Source organism: Acinetobacter sp. AOR12_HL (assembly GCF_027855275.1).
GTDB classification, from domain to species: domain Bacteria; phylum Pseudomonadota; class Gammaproteobacteria; order Pseudomonadales; family Moraxellaceae; genus Acinetobacter; species Acinetobacter baumannii.
On record NZ_JAKTIJ010000009.1, the window covers coordinates 1 to 17,955 of the forward strand.

The window sequence follows — 17,955 nt, forward strand, 5'->3', positions numbered from 1 at the left end:
ATCAATCTAATCACAAGTAACTGTTTTTCAACAAGTTTCTATCTGCATCACCGCCGATGGATGTGCATTATAGACCATCTCTCTCCCTTTGCAAGGGGTATTTATCCCTTTTTCACTTGAGTGCCGTTTTTTTCTACTATTTTGCGAAAAAAGTGATATATATGGCTTTTTTTTAGGCATTTTTACTATTTTTTATTGGTTTTTATCTTTAGCTATATAATCATTTTAGAGTTAGGGAGTCTTTTATATGGTTTTTATTCCTCTATAAGCTTTTTTATTCCAAAGAATCCAAAGAAATATTAGAGCAAATACTCTACCCCACTTTATATTTCTTCTTATTTTTTAATTTATTTTATTCTTAATAATACTTAGATGGTTCCACGTGGAACGCTTAATTGGTTTTTATAGTTCTGAAATAAAAAAAGCAGGATTACTCCTGCTTTTCTATCACTACATAACTTTTAGTCAGTGAAAGTTACACGTGCAATTGCTTTTTTCCCAGACTGAATAATAAAAGTCCCGTTTTCTTTTACAGAGAAACTTGCATCTACTACATTCCAGTCTACTTTTACTGCCCCTCGTGCAACAGCATCTTTTGCAGCTGCTGCATTTGGATTTAATCCTGCTACGCGAAGAATCGTGGCAATAAAGATTTCACCACCAAACTCACCACGTGAAATAGTTACTTCAGGAGTATCTGCTGGCACTTCACCTTCTGTAATACGGTTACCAGCACTCTTATGAGCATTAGCAGCTGCTTCAGCATCATGGAAGCGTTCAACCAACTCGAGTGCAAGAATACGTTTTACTTCTTGTGGATTACGACCAGCCGCGATTTCATCTAATAAAGCTTTGATCTCATCTAGAGATTTAAAACTTAATAAATCGAAATAACGTTCGATTAAAGAGTCAGGCATTGATAATACTTTTTGGTACATTGCACCTGGCGCATCAAAAACACCAATATAGTTACCTAAAGATTTAGACATTTTATTTACGCCATCTAAACCTTCTAGAATTGGTACAGTGATACACACTTGTGATTCTTGGCCATAACGGCTTTGTAACGTACGGCCCATGAGTAAGTTAAAGGTTTGGTCTGTACCACCTAACTCAACGTCTGCTTCAAGTGCGATAGAGTCATAGCCTTGAACTAAAGGATATAAGAACTCATGAATTGCAATTGGCTGATGGTTGTTATAACGCTTAGTGAAGTCATCACGCTCTAACATACGTGATACTGTTTGCTGGCTTGCCAACTGAATAAGATCCGCAGCAGACTTTTGATTAAACCACTCTGAGTTAAAACGTACTTTTGTTTTTTTCGGATCTAAGATTTTGAAAACTTGTTCTTGATAAGTTTTAGCGTTAGCTTCAACTTGTTCGCGTGATAACGGCGGACGAGTTGCACTTTTGCCTGTTGGATCACCAATCATGGCTGTATAGTCGCCAATCAAGAAAGTAACTTCATGACCCAAATCTTGAAACGTTTTTAGTTTATTAATAAGAACCGTATGTCCTAAATGTAAATCTGGAGCTGTAGGGTCAAAACCAGCTTTAATTTTAAGAGGACGATTCTCTTTAAGCTTTTTCAGTAAATCTTCTTCTGAAATAATTTCGTGCGTGCCTCGTTGGATGAGGGCAAGCTGTTCTTCGGCGGGCAAGAAATTTGACATCACAAAACCTAAACACATCAGTTATTCAATTTGTGCGATATACTAACATTTTTTCAGCGTCTTGCAGGGGAAGTTGCATATGAGCGCAATCTATATCGGCGTAATGACTGGCACTAGTATGGATGGTGTGGATATTGTTGCGGCTTCATTTGAGCCACTACAGCTTCATGCCACACTTACAGTTCCATTCGAACCCGAGTTACGTGATGAGCTTATGGCATTAACTTTACCCGATGACAATGAAATTGACCGCATGGGTAAAGCTGATGTTGCTCTAGCCAAAATGATTGGTCATGGGATTAATTCTCTCATTGAAAAGCACCAATTAGATCGTAGTCAAATTAAAGCGATTGGGTCGCATGGACAAACCATTCGTCATCGTCCAGAGCATGGTTTTACGCTACAAATTGGCGATCCAAACATTATTACTGAGATCACTCAAATCCCGGTCGTTTCAGATTTTCGTCGTAGAGATATGGCAGCAGGTGGTCAAGGCGCTCCATTAGTGCCTGCATTTCATCAGGCATTATTTCAACATCCAAGCATTCATCGGGTGATTTTGAATTTGGGTGGCATTGCCAATGTGAGCATGTTGCCTGCCAATAATCCTGACGGCGTTTTTGGTTTTGATACGGGACCTGCCAATATTTTGATGGATGCATGGTGTCATCGCCATACAGGCCATCCATACGATGAAAATGGTGACTGGGCGGCTTATGGTCATCCTATTCGCTCTTTACTCGACCGTCTTTATGCTCATGAGTATTTTTCTAAAGAACCTCCTAAAAGTACGGGACGTGAAGATTTCAATATTGACTGGTTAGATGATCAGTTAATCGATTGGCGTAATGATTTAACTTATGATGAGTTAGAAGATACACCTGAAAATATTCAAGCTACCTTATTGAAACTTACTGTACGCGCCATTCAAAAAGCGATCTATCGTTCTAATATGGAAACAGGTGAAGTTTATGTATGTGGAGGTGGAGCTTATAACTCTTATTTGTTAGAACAATTACGTTGGCGCTTACGTAAGCACAATTGGTCAGTTCAAACCACTGACGTTTTAGGGCTCTCCCCTACTTGGGTTGAGGCTACAGCATTTGCATGGTTAGTAATGCGTTTTGTGGATGGTTTAAGTGGTAATTTACCTGCGGTAACAGGAGCCTCAGATTTTAGAATCTTAGGCACGATCACGGCGGTATAAAGCTACTTATTCAATTTAATTAGATAGATTCGACCTCATAACACATTTCCTGACCCGAAATGCTGTTATTAAATTGGTCATAAAAACTCATGATAAATGCCAACAAAAATAAGTAAGGCATGTTGTTATGGATCTGACCAAACGTATTCATCAATACACACGTGGGGCTTGGACATTCGATGTCATTGATTCAGGCCCTATAGATGGCCCTCTCGTGGTTTTATTGCATGGCTTTCCAGAAACTGCCCATAGTTGGGAGCAGACTTCGGAATTATTACATCAGCATCAATTTAGAACATTTGCGATCCATCAACGTGGTTATAGTCTAAATGCTAGACCACAAAGCCGCTTTCATTACGCTTTAAGTGAACTAACTGAAGATGTCGCAGTTTTTATTAAGGGACTTGGTCAACCAGTTTATTTAATTGGGCACGATTGGGGTTCTGTAGTTGCGTCTAGTGTAGCTATGAAGTATCCGCAGTATATTCAACATCTCACTTTAGTTTCCGTACCCCATCAAGCTGCTTTTTTAAAAGCCTGCTTAAGTAGCAATCAACTACTAAAATCTTATTATTTTGCAGTTTTTCAGCTTCCTATTTTGCCCGAACTTTTATTTAAGAAAATGCCTAAAATAGCAAGAAAATTTCTTAAATCATCTGGCATGACCGAACAGCAAATTGAAATATTCGAAACTGAATTTATAAAAGAAAATAGGCTAACTACGGCATTAAATTGGTATCGTGGCTTTTTTTGGGAAAAGCCTGAAAATCCTTTTAAAGCAATAGACGTTCCCACTCTTTTTATTTGGGGTAAGCATGATATTGCAGTAACAGAAAAAAGTGCCAAGTTAAATTCAGGTTATTTTAAAAATAATTATAAGGCTATTTTTATGGATGCCTCTCATTGGATTCCTTATCAAAATGCACCTGAACTCGTACAATGCTTTTTAGAATCTATACATGATCAAGCATAATCTTATAAATAAAAAACCTCTCTATAATGAGAGGTTTTTTTATTTAAAATTCTTTTTAAATTGAGAATGAAGAACCACAACCACAGGTTGTTGTCGCATTCGGGTTCTGCACAATAAAGCGTGAACCTTCAAGGCCTTCAACATAATCAACCACTGAGCCAACTAAATATTGATAGCTGAGCGAGTCAACCAGCATCTTTACATCGCCATTTACAAATTCAGCATCATCTTCATTTACGCTTTCGGCGAAATTGAAGCCGTATGAAAACCCTGAACACCCGCCTCCGGTTACATATACACGTAACATGAGATCGTCATTCCCTTCACTATCACGGAGTTGGCGTACCTTATTGGCAGCATTATCTGTCAAAACTAGAGCTTGGGCATTCATGATGATTGTTCCTCGGATTTTGCTGTGCCTTTCAAAATAAAAAAGACCCTATATTGAGTATAGCATAATCAATATAGGGTCTGTCTTCGAAGTTTAAAGCGAATCTTGAGTATTTTTATCAAGATTATTTGTAATTCTCATCTTGTAAGCCACATTCAAAGTTTTTCGCGTCTTGCTTACAACGGAATTGCCATAGTAGTTTCATCATCCGTTTATCATAAACACCGCGTTGTGTAAGGTTAATTCGAGACTCACGCATGAGCTTTTGGTAACCTGGTTTATCGGCAGCTGGTACTTCCATCCAATATTTTTGCGGAATATCCGCTTTCATTTTACCCAAGATAGTAAAAGCACGCGGTAACTGACCAGCCACCCACTCTCTAGATTTCTGACCAAAACCAGCTGGGAATTTGTCTGGACGAATAATAATATTTCCGGTCACCTGTAAAATTGGATAGTTTACAATTGCCCCTTTTGTACCTAAGCCTTTTTGTAACTCTAAAGGTTTAAAAGCTGCTGCTGGCGCACCAATAATATCCACCTGATGATTATTAAATTTGGCCCCGAAGTTAGTCACATCTGCACTCACTGCCTGAGCACCCACCTGCTGAACCATAATTTTTTGTGCTTCATCATAGTCTAATACGGCGATTTTTTTACCGGCAGCTTTCGCTACGGTATTAATACTACGGTCGTTTACTAAAAGGTAAGCATCTCCTACCGGAATAACGCCTACTACCTCATAGCGGCCATTGACCATATATTTACTAAAGGTTTGGCTTGCTAAACCTTGCATGACTTTAACAGCAAGTTTGAGATCGGGAATCGCGCCAATTGCATCTAATGATCCCGTAAATGAGTTGAATTGACGTCCGCGCATGCCTGATACACTAATACCATCACATTTGCCCGCTTTAAAATCTTCAGCAATCACTGCTTCATTCTGGTTTACTTTTAGTTCGATATCAGCTCCCCAGTTTTTCGCTGCAAGCTGATAGTCCTTCATGAGTGCATAGACATCGCCATTTTTACCAACAAAGTCAAAAACACATATGGTTTGTTTGGCCTCGGCTGCAAATGAAATTGTTGTGAGTCCCATCGCAAGTAAAAGCGTTTTGGAAAATCGCATATTCTTTTCCTTTCCTTGTAAATTTTTTGTTTTTGGCATCAAGAAATTTCACGCTGGTTGGCATGATTCTCATGAGATATGCTTCATCTAAGATTCACACTTGAGATATTTTTATGCTCAATTCTGTTTGTCCGAGCTCAATAAAAAATAACGAGTTAAATTCTCTTAGCTCTTTTAATGACTCACTTCCTTGTTCTATTTTCTAATATCTTCATATATCCAGATGAAGTTTTATCCTCAATTTAGATTAGCGTCTTTTTAATGAATCACAATGGCTGAATTGACAGCTTTTAGAAAGCAAAAAAGCCTAGAATAAATCTAGGCTTTTAAGTTCAAAATGAATTATTCACCAGGCATTGAACATTCAAAGTTAGCTTTGTCTACAGAACAACGTGCTTTTTTCAATACAGACATCATACCTGCATCGTAAATACCGCGTTTAGTTAAATCCATACGGCCATCACGTAACATTTTTTGATATTTCAGTTTGTCTTCAGCACTTAGGTTCATTTTGTATTTACCTGGAATTTGTGCTTCTAAACGGTTAATCATTGCAAAGCTTTTTGGTAATTGTTTTACGAACCAATCACGAGACTTTTGACCAAAGCCTGCTGGGAATTTATCAGCACGTAATACTAAATCAGCCGTTACATGTAATACCGGGAAGTTCCACATTACACCGTTTGCGCCCAAACCTTTGTTCAATTCTAATGGTTTGTATGCATAAGCAGGCGCACCTACCATATCTACCTGACCATTATTAAATTTAGCAGCAAAGTTTGAAATATCAGAAAGAACTGCCTGAGCACCTACGCGCTGCACCATAATTTTTTGTGCATCGTCATAACCTAACACGGCGAATTTTTTACCAGCAGCTTTTTCAACTGAGTTAATGTTTTTATCACGTACGAAAATGAACGCTGAACCTAACGGAGAGATACCAGCAACTTCGTATTTTTTACCGCCAAGGTTAGTTGTCATTTTTGCAGCATTACGTGCATCTAATACATAAGTAATAGCACGTTGAGCAATTTGGTTATTAGGAACGCCGCCAAGTGAGTCGATTGATCCGGCAAATTTGTTATATTGGCGAGCGCGCATAGCTGTCATTGCTACGGCATCACATTTACCAGCTTTAAAATCATTATCTGCAACAGCCTCGTCCTGACGAGGAACTAAGTTAATTTCAGTACCCCAGCCTTTTGCAGCTAGAGCCCATTCTTCCATCATTTTATATGAGTCGCCTGCTTTTCCTAAGAGGTCGAATACACACACGGTACTCGCTGCTTGCGCTGAAGCAGAAAAACCAACAACAGAAGCGGCAGCCATAGCAAGTACGATTTTTTTCATTTTCTTCATCCTTCCACGGAACAGATTTTTTGTTTGAAGTTTCCTTTCAAACACAGATATTAATCATGTTTTTTAGAAAAAAATAGAGCTTTTACTCAAATATTTTTATCTCATTGAACCATTGTTTGTTCGATTTAAATTATTTATTAAAATGAAAAATCGCTAATTTTCCGTAAGTTATTTTTTATATTCACAATTTTCATACCCATATTCAGCTTTGAAATATCTGTAGGGTTTTTGTGATTAAAAAACAAACTACTCTCCAGTCAGCGTACATTCAAAATTTGTCCGTTCAATGGTGCATCGTGCGCGCTTGAGTACACTCATCATTGTCGCGTCATATACACCTTGTTTTGTTAAGCCAAGGCGACCTTCACGTAATATTTTCTGATATTTCAACTTATCTTCGGCTGAAAAATTTAATTTAATTTTAGGAGGAATACCGGTTTCTAACCGTTTTACCATTGCGAAGTTCTGTGGCAACTGTTTAATAAACCATTCACGAGACTTCATTCCAAAATTGGCCGGAAACTTATCACTTCTTGCAATTAAATCCCCTGTGACGTTCACCACAGGAAAAGTAAACATGGCTCCATTTGTTCCAATTCCCTTACCAATTTCTAACGGTTTATAAGCATAAGCAGGTGCAGCAATTGCCTCGACTTGGCCACTATTAAACTTTTTCACAAAATCGGTAATCTCAGAAGGAATAGGCTGGGCACCTACACTTTCAACCATAATTTTCTGGGCTGCGTCATATTGCAAAATGGCAAACTTAGTCCCACGTACTTTCTCAATTGAGTTGAGGTTTCTATCTCTTACAAATAAGTACGCTAGTCCGATCTGGACAATTCCAACCACCTCATAGTTTGTTCCATTTTGTATGGTTAGCATGCGATGTTTATTACGTTGATCCAAAACATAACTAATCGCCTTTTGAGCAATAGCATTACTTGTCACTCCCCCAATTGCATCAATCGAGCCTGCAAATTTATTATAGTTTCGTGCTCGCATTGAAGTCATATAAGCTGCATCGCATTTACCCTCACGCAGCCTACGATCTACCAGAGCTTCATCTTGAAATGGAATTAATGTAATGTCCGCTTGCCAACTTTTTGCCGCAAGTGCCCATTCTTCCATCATTTTGTAGGATTCACCTGATTTACCCAATAAATCGAATACACATACGTTTTGCCCCGCGTGTGTTGTCCCCATAGCACAGCAAATGACTGCACTTACTATCCCCAATCTTTTTTTCATTTGACTTTCCTTAGTCTGGTTTTATTAGTTAGTAGCTCATTTATCAACCAAGTTTTAAATTGTTTTTATTTTAGCCATATTTTTCTAAATGTGGCCTATCTTGCTCAAAATTTGGATATTTTCAGACGAATAGCTTTAATCGGGATCAGTGAAACCATGCAATCTCAGTATTTATAAACTAAAACTCCGAAAGTTTTGTCTTCATGATCAGTTCTCTTTAAAATACAGCATCCCTAACTCACCTCGATAAGACAAGATGATTCAATTTGACCAAGTTTCTTTACGCCGCGGTGGACGTGTTCTATTTCAAAAAGCGTCTATGCAATTACACCCAGGTTGGAAGATTGGTCTGACTGGGGTCAATGGTGCAGGTAAATCAACACTATTTGCAACATTACTCGGTAGCTTAGGAGCAGATGAAGGCTCGCTTACTCGTCCTTCTGTATGGACTGTTGCCCATATGGCGCAAGAAGTTAAAGCCCTAGACATGCCTGCTATCGACTTTGTCCTTTCTGGTGATGAAGAATATTGGGATATTCAGAATAAACTTGCTCAACCAGAACAATTAACAGACTCGGATTTGGCTAAATTACATGGCCGTTTTGATGAAATTCATGGTTATTCTGCGCCATCTAAAGCAGCTCAGCTGATGGCTGGCTTAGGGTTTCTAGAACATCAATTACGTTTAAACGTTGCTAGTTTTTCTGGTGGATGGCGTATGCGTCTAAATTTGGCGCGTACATTGATGAGTCGTTCTGACTTACTCTTATTGGATGAGCCAACTAACCACTTAGATTTGGATGCAATTTTATGGTTAGAAGATTGGCTCAAAGCTTATGAAGGCACCCTCATTTTAATCTCGCATGACCGAGATTTCTTAGATGCAATTACAGACCATATTCTTCATATTGAGAATCAGGAACTTACGCTTTACACGGGTAACTACTCCACATTTGAGACCACTCGAAGTGAACGTTTAGCACAACAACAACAAGCTTTTGAAAAACAGCAAGAAGCACGTGCTCATTTACAAAAGTTCATTGATCGCTTTAAGGCTAAAGCCACTAAAGCTCGTCAGGCACAAAGTCGTATTAAGCAACTTGAACGCATGCAGCAACTTGCACCTGCTCATGTAGATACACCGTTTACTTTTAGTTTCCGTGAACCTACCAAAATGAGTTCACCGTTACTGACCTTAGAAAATGCCAGCATAGGTTATGGCGATAAAAAAATTGCTGAAAAAATTAAACTTCAAATTACGCCAAACTCGCGTATTGGTCTGCTTGGTATGAATGGTGCGGGTAAATCAACATTGATTAAAAGCTTGGTGGGTGATTTACCATTACTGGCAGGTGAACGTAAAGCTTCCGAGCTACTCAACATTGGTTACTTTGCGCAGCACCAAATGGACGCCTTAGATGGTCATGCCAGCCCAATGCTTCAACTCGCCCGGATAGCCGATAAACAAATTAGTGAAGCAACATTACGTTCTTTTTTAGGTAGTTTTGGCTTTAGTGGCGAACGCATGGATACTCCATGTGAAAGCTTCTCTGGGGGTGAGCGCGCTCGTTTGGCCTTAGCACTCATTGTATGGCAGCGCCCAAATGTTTTAATTCTGGATGAACCAACGAACCACTTAGACCTTGATATGCGTCATGCGCTTAGTATGGCCTTACAAGATTTTGAGGGTGCAGTTGTTCTGGTTTCTCACGAACGTCAACTTATTGCCAGCGTTTGTGATGAACTCCTTTTGGTACACGGTGGCAAATGTACCGAGTTTGAAGGTGATTTGCAGGATTATGCTAAATGGCTACGTGAAGCACGCCAGCAACAAATCAATGCTCAGACTGCTGTAGCACAAAATAATTCATCTTCTGCCGCTCCCGCTAAAGTCGATAAAGAAGCACAGCGTAAAGAAGCAGCTCGCCGTCGTGAACAAACTCGACCAATCCGTAAAAATATTGAAAAGGTTGAATCTCAAATTGAAAAGCTTCAGCCACGTCTTGCTCAAATCGAAGAAGCTTTAGCAGATACTTCACTATATGAAGCTAATCGTAAGGAAGATTTGCTTAAACTGATGAATGAGCAAACCGAACTCAAAGCTAAGCTTGAACAATATGAAGAGCAACTCTTAGAACTCATGATGGAACTTGAGGAAATGGAAGCCTCATTTGAAAACTAAATATCTTGGCCAGTATTCGTATATTTAAGTATCTGTACTGGCTTTTATTTTTTATTAGCTTATAAAAATATGAACGATCTCTAATAAAGTTTCATTCAGCTGTTAAATTTTTGAGATAGATTCAAATTTGATAACATATAAAACTTAAGCTACATCTTAAGGGTTGCCATACACAGATAATTTAACTAAATTCTGTAACTTCGTTTTTACCCTTCTTGAGTAGGTATTTAATTCGGGATCAGACAAACTGAATGAATTTTATTGATTTTATTACTAATTTTGAACAATTTTTACCTATTTTGATTCAGGAGTATGGTGCATGGGTTTATGCCATACTCTTTTTGATTATTTTTTCTGAAACCGCTTTTGTGTTTATGTTCTTTTTACCTGGAGATAGCTTACTTTTAACTGTAGGTGCACTGTGCTCGGTGGTTGAACTGATGCATCTTGGTTATATGATTACTCTGCTCACCGTTGCAGCAACATTAGGCTATATCGTCAATTATTCTATTGGCCGCCATTTTGGAAACCGTATTTTTGAAGCAAAATCACGTTTTATTAAAAAAGAATATTTGAATAAAACGAACCGCTATTTCTTGCAACATGGCGGTAAAACTATTCTTTTAGCACGTTTTATTCCTTTCGCACGTTCTTTTGCACCCCTCGCTGCCGGCTCAAGCAATATGAGCTATGGAAAATTTTTGATTTACAATGTGGCAGGAGCTATTTTGTGGATCTGCATCCTTTTAACGGCTGGCTACCTATTTGGCCATGCACTCATTCAAGTTACAGATTTTGTTGAAAATTAATAAGTTTGGTTAAATAAATTTATATAGCTAAAAATAAAGGGAATGAATTAATCATTCCCTTTATTTGATTTAGATCAAAGTAACTTTATCTAAACTTTTTGTGGTTTTCATTACGAATATTTACCAGATTAATTGCTTCAGCTTTGGCTTGGTCCAATTGTCCCTTATCAACAAAAACCGTAACCCGATCAATTTCAGCAACCAACTGATCTAAACCCGCTTGGTACTCTTTTACCTGTACATTTTCAGGGGGTAAACCTTCCAACTTATGAGGTAAAGATAATTTTGAAGATAATGCTGCCTGACGCATAATCACAAGCTGCTGTTTAGCGTTATCGATATCTTTTGCTTCAGCAAAGGCTTTAGTGCTCTTCGCTAAAGTTTTCATGTCGGCTTCCAAGTCTGCTGCAAATGCAGAATGACTCACTAAAGCCGCACATGAAATCAGTATACTTGCTAGAATTTTTTGACTCATCATCTTCTCTCCCTAGACTGATTTAGAATCTTGCTATCAATTAAGCATCAATATCCGCATTTAATGCATTTTCTTCAATAAAGGCGCGACGTGGTTCAACATCATCGCCCATTAAGCATGAGAACATGCGATCAGCTTCAATTGCATCATCAATAGTCACCTGTAACATATTACGGTTTTCAGGGTCCATTGTGGTTTCCCAAAGCTGCTCAGCATTCATCTCGCCCAGACCTTTATAGCGCTGGATCATCATTCCACGGCGTGAATCTTGCAGAATGTGCTGCCATACCTGATGGAAATTAGCGACTTGAATACGACGATCACCTTTTTGCAAGTATGCGCCATCTTCAATTAACTTGAACCAACTCTTCGAGTTCTTCAATAAACGAGCATATTCCGCAGAATTCAATAAACCTGCGTCAAGTAAGTAAGCATGTGGCAAGTTATGAACATATACAGTTACACGTGGCCAGTAATGCGCAGATTTCTCGCCTTGAGCATTCTCGCGTTCAAATGTTTCAAGCGTAATTTCAGGGCGCAAACTTGGCTGTAGTCTTTGTACAGCTTCACGTACTTGATCCGCCCATTGTTGTACATAAGCTTGATCATGGTTTTGATCTGCTTTAAATGCGTCGACTTCGAGTAATGCATCAAGTAAGCTTGCTGGATAACGTAACGTTAAGCGTTGTAAGCTCTTTTGTGAAACTTGATAGTCTTGAATTACTTTTGCCAGCGCTTCACCTGTAATTGCAGGCGCATCAGCACTAATATGTAAAGCAAGCTCATCAATCGCATTTGAAATCAAGTAAGTTTCTAATGCGTCGTTATCTTTAATATATTGCTCTTGCTTACCTTTTTTGAGCTTATACAAAGGTGGCTGTGCAATATAAATATGACCACGTTCCACCAACTCCGGCATTTGACGGAAGAAGAATGTTAATAACAATGTACGGATGTGCGAACCATCGACATCGGCATCGGTCATAATAATAATTTTATGATAACGGAGCTTGTCAGGGTTATATTCTTCACGGCCAATACCACAGCCAAGTGCTGTAATTAATGTACCCACTTCCTGACTAGAGATCATTTTATCAAAGCGCGCACGCTCAACGTTCAGGATCTTACCTTTTAAAGGTAGAATAGCCTGCATTTTACGGTTACGGCCTTGTTTGGCACTACCACCCGCAGAGTCACCCTCGACAAGATACAATTCAGAAAGCGCTGGGTCTTTTTCCTGACAGTCAGCCAATTTACCAGGCAAACCTGCAATATCTAATGCACTCTTACGGCGTGTCATTTCACGTGCTTTACGTGCAGCATCACGTGCGCGTGCAGCATCAATAATCTTGCCTGCAATTGATTTTGCAGCTTGTGGATTCTCAAGTAAGTAAGCAGAGAACTCTTTGTTCATTGCTTGCTCTACCGCTGGTTTTACCTCACTTGATACCAATTTTTCTTTTGTCTGAGACGAGAATTTTGGATCAGGAACCTTAACAGAAATAATCGCTGTTAAACCTTCACGCGCATCATCACCAGTCACATTCACTTTTTCTTTCTTGAGAATATTTTCATTTTCAAGATACTGGTTTAAGCCACGTGTTAAAGCTGCGCGGAAACCTGCTAAGTGCGTACCACCATCTTTTTGTGGAATGTTGTTTGTGAAACAGCGAACATTTTCTTGGTAACTATCGTTCCATTGCAATGCAACTTCTACAGCAATACCGTTGTCAGCATCAGCTGTGAAATGGAAGATTTCGTTGAGATGGTTTTTACCTTCGTTGATGTATTTTACAAACTCAGATAAACCGCCTTCATAGTCATACACATGCTCAAGGTTAATACGTTCATCACGTAAAACGATACGTACACCAGCATTCAAGAAAGAAAGCTCACGTAAACGGCGTGCTAGAATTTCAACATTAAAAATGGTTTGACTGAATGTTTCTGCACTTGGCCAAAAACGTACAGTTGTTCCGGTATTATCCGTTTCACCAATCACACGCAATGGATATTGCGGATCACCATGATGATATTCTTGCTCATGGATTTGACCAGCACGGTAAATCGTTAAATGCAATTTACTTGAAAGTGCGTTAACAACCGAAACACCTACGCCGTGTAAGCCACCTGAAACTTTATAGCTATTATCGTCAAACTTACCGCCTGCGTGCAGAATCGTTAAAATTACTTCTGCAGCAGAAACCCCTTCTTCAGGGTGAATATCGGTTGGAATACCGCGGCCATTATCTGAAACACTGACCGATTCATCTTCGTGAATCGTGACAATAATTTCATCACAGTGGCCAGCTAAAGCTTCGTCGATTGCATTATCGACAACCTCAAACACCATATGGTGTAAACCGGTACCGTCGTCTGTATCCCCAATATACATACCCGGACGTTTACGAACTGCATCTAATCCACGTAATACTTTAATACTAGAGGAATCATAAGCCTTTTCATTGGTTTGTTCTGTTTGAGAGGCTGATTGAGACTCTGAACTCATGGTTTCTCCCTAGCAAATATAGGTTTATTCAAAGATGGGTAACATCAAAAAATTATGGTGCAGCAAGACTAACTTGACCGGATTCAACACTGAATAATTGATATGAAATAGACAGATCATGTAAATGTTTTTTTACCGATGCATGATCTAAAGTTGTCATAAAAACCTGGCTACCAAGTTGGCTTAATCGTTCAATTAAACGTTGTTGTGCGGTTAAGTCTAATTCTGCTGTCAGATCATCTAATAATACCACAGTTTCCTTATTACTCGCATGCAACATTGCAATTTGTGACAGTTTTAAGGCAATAATCAAGAGTTTTTTCTGACCTCTTGATAAAACATCATCCGCATGTCCAAATGGCGTTTTTAAGCGCAAATCTGCCCGATGCGGACCATACTCGGTATAACGTCTCTCGATGTCTTTTTGATGCTGATTCAACAAGTCTTGCATAAGCCCCTGCTCTGTATGAAAACCTGGGCTATATTCCAGCTCAATCTCCAAATCAGGCAGTAATTGGCTTAAGTCATTTTGGAAATAAACATTCCATTGCTCGACTATACTTAAACGTTGTGAGTGCAAAATCTCGCCATAATCACTCAACATTTTGTTCCACGGTTCTAAATCAGCTAATGAAAGATTACGCCGTGTTTTGAGTAAGGTATTACGCTGCTTTAGCGCACGAGAGTAATATTGCCACGCAAAATAAAATTCAGGTTCCACGTGGAACATAAGCCAATCTAAAAGTTGTCTTCTTGGCTTGGCACCATGATCAATAATATCCGTACTTTGCGGATCAATATGCTGTAAAGGAAGCAATTTTGCGAGCTGACCTTGAGTCGCAACAGTATCGCCATTCACTTTCATGAGTTGCTCACCAGAAGCGAGTTTCTGCATACCAATTTTTTCAGTTGCTGACTGAGCAAATACAATCGCGTCGTCAGCTTCATATTGAATATAATTTTTGGGTATATGTGTACGGAATGAGCGACCTGTTGCAAGCAAATGGATCGCTTCTAAAATTGATGTTTTACCCGAACCGTTTGCGCCATAAAAGACATTAAACGGTTGCAACCCATAGAGTGCAACCGTTTTTAAATTACGCACACGTTCAATATTTAAGCGCGTAAGATGCATATAGTTAAACCAGATTAAACACGCATCGGCATAACCACATAGGTCTGGTCAGGATGAGCCGGATCTTGAACCAATACAGACTGATTCGCCTCAGTCATGCTCATATTTACATCATCACCATCTAATACACCCAACACATCGAGTAGGTATTGAGCATTAAATGACATTTCTAATGGGGCACTTTGATATTGGATCGCTAAATCTTCAATTGCTTCATCTTGTTCAGGGTTATTTGCACGAAGCTGTAAAGAATCCTGATTGAAGTTTAGGAAAACACCACGCAATTTTTCATTACTTAAAATTGCTACACGTTGTAATGATTGTTTAAATACGTCATGACCAATCAAAACATGTTTATCACCACCACGTGGAATAACACGGCGATAATCAGGGAATTTCCCATCAATCAATTTAGTTGTAAAACGAACTGTAATATCACCTTGTTCTTTATCACGGCTTGGCGTATTAATCGTTACATTTAATAATTCACGGCCAATAAGCAAAGTGAGCTGTTCATCTTCAATGCTGAGTAAACGTTGTAATTCACCCACAGCTTTACGAGGCACAATCGCTTGTACCAACTGAGATGAAGTAGAGGAAGCCAAAATTTCACAAAGTGCTAAACGGTGACCATCAGTTGTTACTGCACGCAATTGATTTTCATCAATTTCTAATAAAGTACCAGTGAGGTAAAAACGTACGTCTTGTACAGCCATTGCAAAAGCAGTTTTTTCAAATAAACGCTTTAATTCACGTTGAGTCACCTGTACTTGCGTACCTTGGCTATTCTCAGTGGTTAACAATGGATAATCTTCAGCCGGTAGTGTACCTAGCACAAAACGGCTATTACCAGACTTTAAAATACATCTTTGATCTTCAGTAATTTGTAAATCAATCAATGCAGCTGTAGGCAAAGATTTACAAATTTCCATCAATTTACGAGCAGGAACAGTTGTCTCGCCTGCCTCAAGGCACGCCCCTTCTGATAAAGCGGTGCTCGCTACGAGTTCAACTTCTAAATCGGAACCCGTAATAGTGAGCGCTTGAGCATTAGTCTGAATTTTGACGTTTGAAAGAATATTCAAGGTATGACGACGTTCTACCGCACCGACCACATGCGATAAAACATTGAGTAAACTTTCTTTAGCGATTTTCAAACGCACGATTCATTCCTCTAGCAACTTGGAGCAAACATTTCATTTTTTAGCTGTGTACTATGCTGCACTTACGTAGACTTTGCAACAACGTCTTATTATTTCATTAACTTTGAAGCAAACGTAATAAGTTCTTATAATCTTCATCAAAGATTGGGTCTTCTTCCCGTAAACTGACGACTTTTTCACAAGCATGCATCACTGTACTGTGATCACGCCCACCAAAAGCCATTCCAATTTCAGGAAAACTATCTCCCGTTAATTCACGGGCAAGCCCCATCGCCAACTGACGTGGTCGAGCATAAATTCGGGTACGCTTTGGACCTACCAGCTCTTTTAATGGAATTCGGAAATATTCACTCACTACACGCTGGATATTTTCTACACTAATTGTACGAGCACGGATCGCTAAAACATCTTTTAAAGATTCCCGTACGACATCAAGGTCAATTGGAGCACCTTTAAAACGTGAAATTGCGACAACTTTATTCAGTGCGCCCTCAAGTTCACGTACGTTCGCTACGACTTGTTGGGCAATAAACAACGCACAGTTTCTAGGTAAATCAACGCCACTATTTTCAGCTTTTTTAAGCAGAATTTCGATTCGAGTTTCAATATCAGGTGGTTCAACACCTACTGATAGCCCCCAGGAAAAACGAGAAACCAAACGAGGATCAAGTTCTGTTAATTCTTTAGGATATCGATCTGATGTTAAAATAATTTGTTTGGATTCATCAAGTAAGGCATTAAATGTATAGAAGAATTCAACGAGGCTTGCTTCTTTTCCTGCCAAAAGATGAATATCATCTACTAATAACAAGTCTAAAGAACGGCAATTTTTCTTAAACTCTTCTACCTTTCCTTTTTGTAATGAGCTCACAAAATCTTGTACAAAACTTTCTGAAGTCATATACATGACTCTTGCATTCGGCTTCGCTTGCAGTAAGGCATTACCAACTGCTTGCATTAAGTGAGTCTTACCAAGACCTGTCGGGCCATATAAAAACAAAGGGTTATGTTGAGAAGCACCTAACTGTGTTAATACTTTTCTACAGGTTTCTGCTGCCATTTGGTTAGAACGGCCTTCAACAAATAGTGAAAAAGTAAATTGTGGATTTAATAGTTTCTTTTTTGAACTCTTAGAACTAACCGCAGTATTAGCAACAGGTTCCGGTTCTCTTTTCACCTTAGCAGGTTGAGGTATAGGGGCAGTTTGTAAAGCTGCTGTAGTTGTTGCAGGCTGTTCACTAGAGGACAAAATACTACCAGGACGAGAATCTACCAAGATTTCAACCTGACGCACCCGCCCTTCTGACAATTGTTCAGCCAATATAGAAATTAACTCTAAATGATTCTCTTGAATATAACGCGTCCAATAAGGATTAGGAGCATAGAGACGTAGTATCCCCTCTACTTCTTCAGCTACTAAAGGGCGAATCCACATCGCAAAGACGTTATCAGAGAGCTCTTGTCGCAAGCGAGTTAAGCAGTCTGTCCAAAGCATGTGTATCCCCTATGTCTGCGTTTTAAATTCAAATCATTTAAAGATTAACCCTTCCTGATGAGAAGGGGTCGCCATTCTACCCAAGTTATCCACATCTGTCATGACGATTTCGTTTGATTTTGCCTAAAAAGAAATCTCTTGTGAATAAATTTAAATTCAAAATCAATTGTGAATAACTTTTTGCACATCCTGTGGATAAAT

Annotated in this window: 14 protein-coding genes; 4 read left to right on the forward strand and 10 right to left on the reverse strand. The window is 39.0% G+C overall.

Annotated elements, in window-relative coordinates; translation table 11 throughout:
- Positions 1–461: 461 nt before the first annotated feature.
- Complete coding sequence (gene tyrS / locus MKL36_RS02875) at positions 462–1,694, reverse strand: tyrosine--tRNA ligase (RefSeq protein WP_021510905.1); 1,233 nt, start codon at positions 1,692–1,694, stop codon at positions 462–464.
- Positions 1,695–1,755: 61 nt separating this feature from the next.
- Here tyrS and MKL36_RS02880 point away from each other — a divergent pair, with 61 nt between their 5' ends.
- Together MKL36_RS02880 and MKL36_RS02885 are read left to right on the forward strand one after the other, a co-directional pair.
- Positions 1,756–2,883: an anhydro-N-acetylmuramic acid kinase gene (locus tag MKL36_RS02880; RefSeq protein WP_021510904.1), complete on the forward strand. Its 1,128-nt coding sequence runs from the start codon at positions 1,756–1,758 to the stop codon at positions 2,881–2,883.
- A gap of 127 nt (positions 2,884–3,010) precedes the next feature.
- Positions 3,011–3,856: an alpha/beta fold hydrolase gene (locus tag MKL36_RS02885; protein WP_021510903.1), complete on the forward strand. Its 846-nt coding sequence runs from the start codon at positions 3,011–3,013 to the stop codon at positions 3,854–3,856.
- A 55-nt stretch (positions 3,857–3,911) separates the two neighbouring features.
- Here the strand turns inward: MKL36_RS02885 and erpA are convergent, their stop codons facing one another.
- The 4 genes from erpA to MKL36_RS02905 all read right to left on the reverse strand — a co-directional run bounded on the left by erpA (position 3,912) and on the right by MKL36_RS02905 (position 7,986).
- Complete coding sequence (gene erpA, locus MKL36_RS02890) at positions 3,912–4,247, reverse strand: iron-sulfur cluster insertion protein ErpA (RefSeq protein ID WP_000993572.1); 336 nt, start codon at positions 4,245–4,247, stop codon at positions 3,912–3,914.
- Positions 4,248–4,371: 124 nt separating this feature from the next.
- A complete protein-coding gene (locus tag MKL36_RS02895) occupies positions 4,372–5,376 on the reverse strand; it encodes a putative solute-binding protein (protein ID WP_001212536.1) in 1,005 nt (334 codons plus the stop codon).
- A 342-nt stretch (positions 5,377–5,718) separates the two neighbouring features.
- Entirely contained in the window at positions 5,719–6,726 is a 1,008-nt protein-coding gene (locus tag MKL36_RS02900; RefSeq protein WP_000724999.1) for a putative solute-binding protein, read from the reverse strand.
- 255 nt (positions 6,727–6,981) lie between these two features.
- Positions 6,982–7,986: a putative solute-binding protein gene (locus MKL36_RS02905; RefSeq protein WP_021510902.1), complete on the reverse strand. Its 1,005-nt coding sequence runs from the start codon at positions 7,984–7,986 to the stop codon at positions 6,982–6,984.
- Between the two features lie 256 nt (positions 7,987–8,242).
- On the opposite strand from MKL36_RS02905, the gene MKL36_RS02910 reads away from it, so the two are divergent.
- Complete coding sequence (locus tag MKL36_RS02910) at positions 8,243–10,168, forward strand: ATP-binding cassette domain-containing protein (protein WP_021510901.1); 1,926 nt, start codon at positions 8,243–8,245, stop codon at positions 10,166–10,168.
- A gap of 251 nt (positions 10,169–10,419) precedes the next feature.
- On the forward strand, positions 10,420–10,977 hold the full coding sequence (locus MKL36_RS02915) for a VTT domain-containing protein (protein ID WP_001009202.1): 558 nt from the start codon (positions 10,420–10,422) through the stop codon (positions 10,975–10,977).
- A gap of 85 nt (positions 10,978–11,062) precedes the next feature.
- Here MKL36_RS02915 and cybC read toward each other — a convergent pair whose 3' ends face one another.
- The 5 genes from cybC to dnaA all read right to left on the reverse strand — a co-directional run bounded on the left by cybC (position 11,063) and on the right by dnaA (position 17,754).
- Positions 11,063–11,455 carry a cytochrome b562 gene (gene cybC / locus MKL36_RS02920; protein ID WP_021510900.1) on the reverse strand — a complete coding sequence of 131 codons (393 nt, stop codon included), beginning with the start codon at positions 11,453–11,455 and terminating at the stop codon, positions 11,063–11,065.
- 37 nt (positions 11,456–11,492) lie between these two features.
- Positions 11,493–13,961, reverse strand: a complete 2,469-nt coding sequence (gene gyrB / locus MKL36_RS02925; protein WP_000093729.1) for a DNA topoisomerase (ATP-hydrolyzing) subunit B — start codon at positions 13,959–13,961, stop codon at positions 11,493–11,495.
- 52 nt (positions 13,962–14,013) lie between these two features.
- On the reverse strand, positions 14,014–15,096 hold the full coding sequence (gene recF / locus MKL36_RS02930) for a DNA replication/repair protein RecF (RefSeq protein ID WP_000550816.1): 1,083 nt from the start codon (positions 15,094–15,096) through the stop codon (positions 14,014–14,016).
- A gap of 14 nt (positions 15,097–15,110) precedes the next feature.
- On the reverse strand, positions 15,111–16,259 hold the full coding sequence (gene dnaN / locus MKL36_RS02935) for a DNA polymerase III subunit beta (protein ID WP_001237350.1): 1,149 nt from the start codon (positions 16,257–16,259) through the stop codon (positions 15,111–15,113).
- Between the two features lie 97 nt (positions 16,260–16,356).
- Positions 16,357–17,754, reverse strand: coding sequence for a chromosomal replication initiator protein DnaA (gene dnaA, locus MKL36_RS02940; RefSeq protein ID WP_000964768.1), 1,398 nt, complete (start codon positions 17,752–17,754; stop codon positions 16,357–16,359).
- Positions 17,755–17,955: the final 201 nt, after the last annotated feature.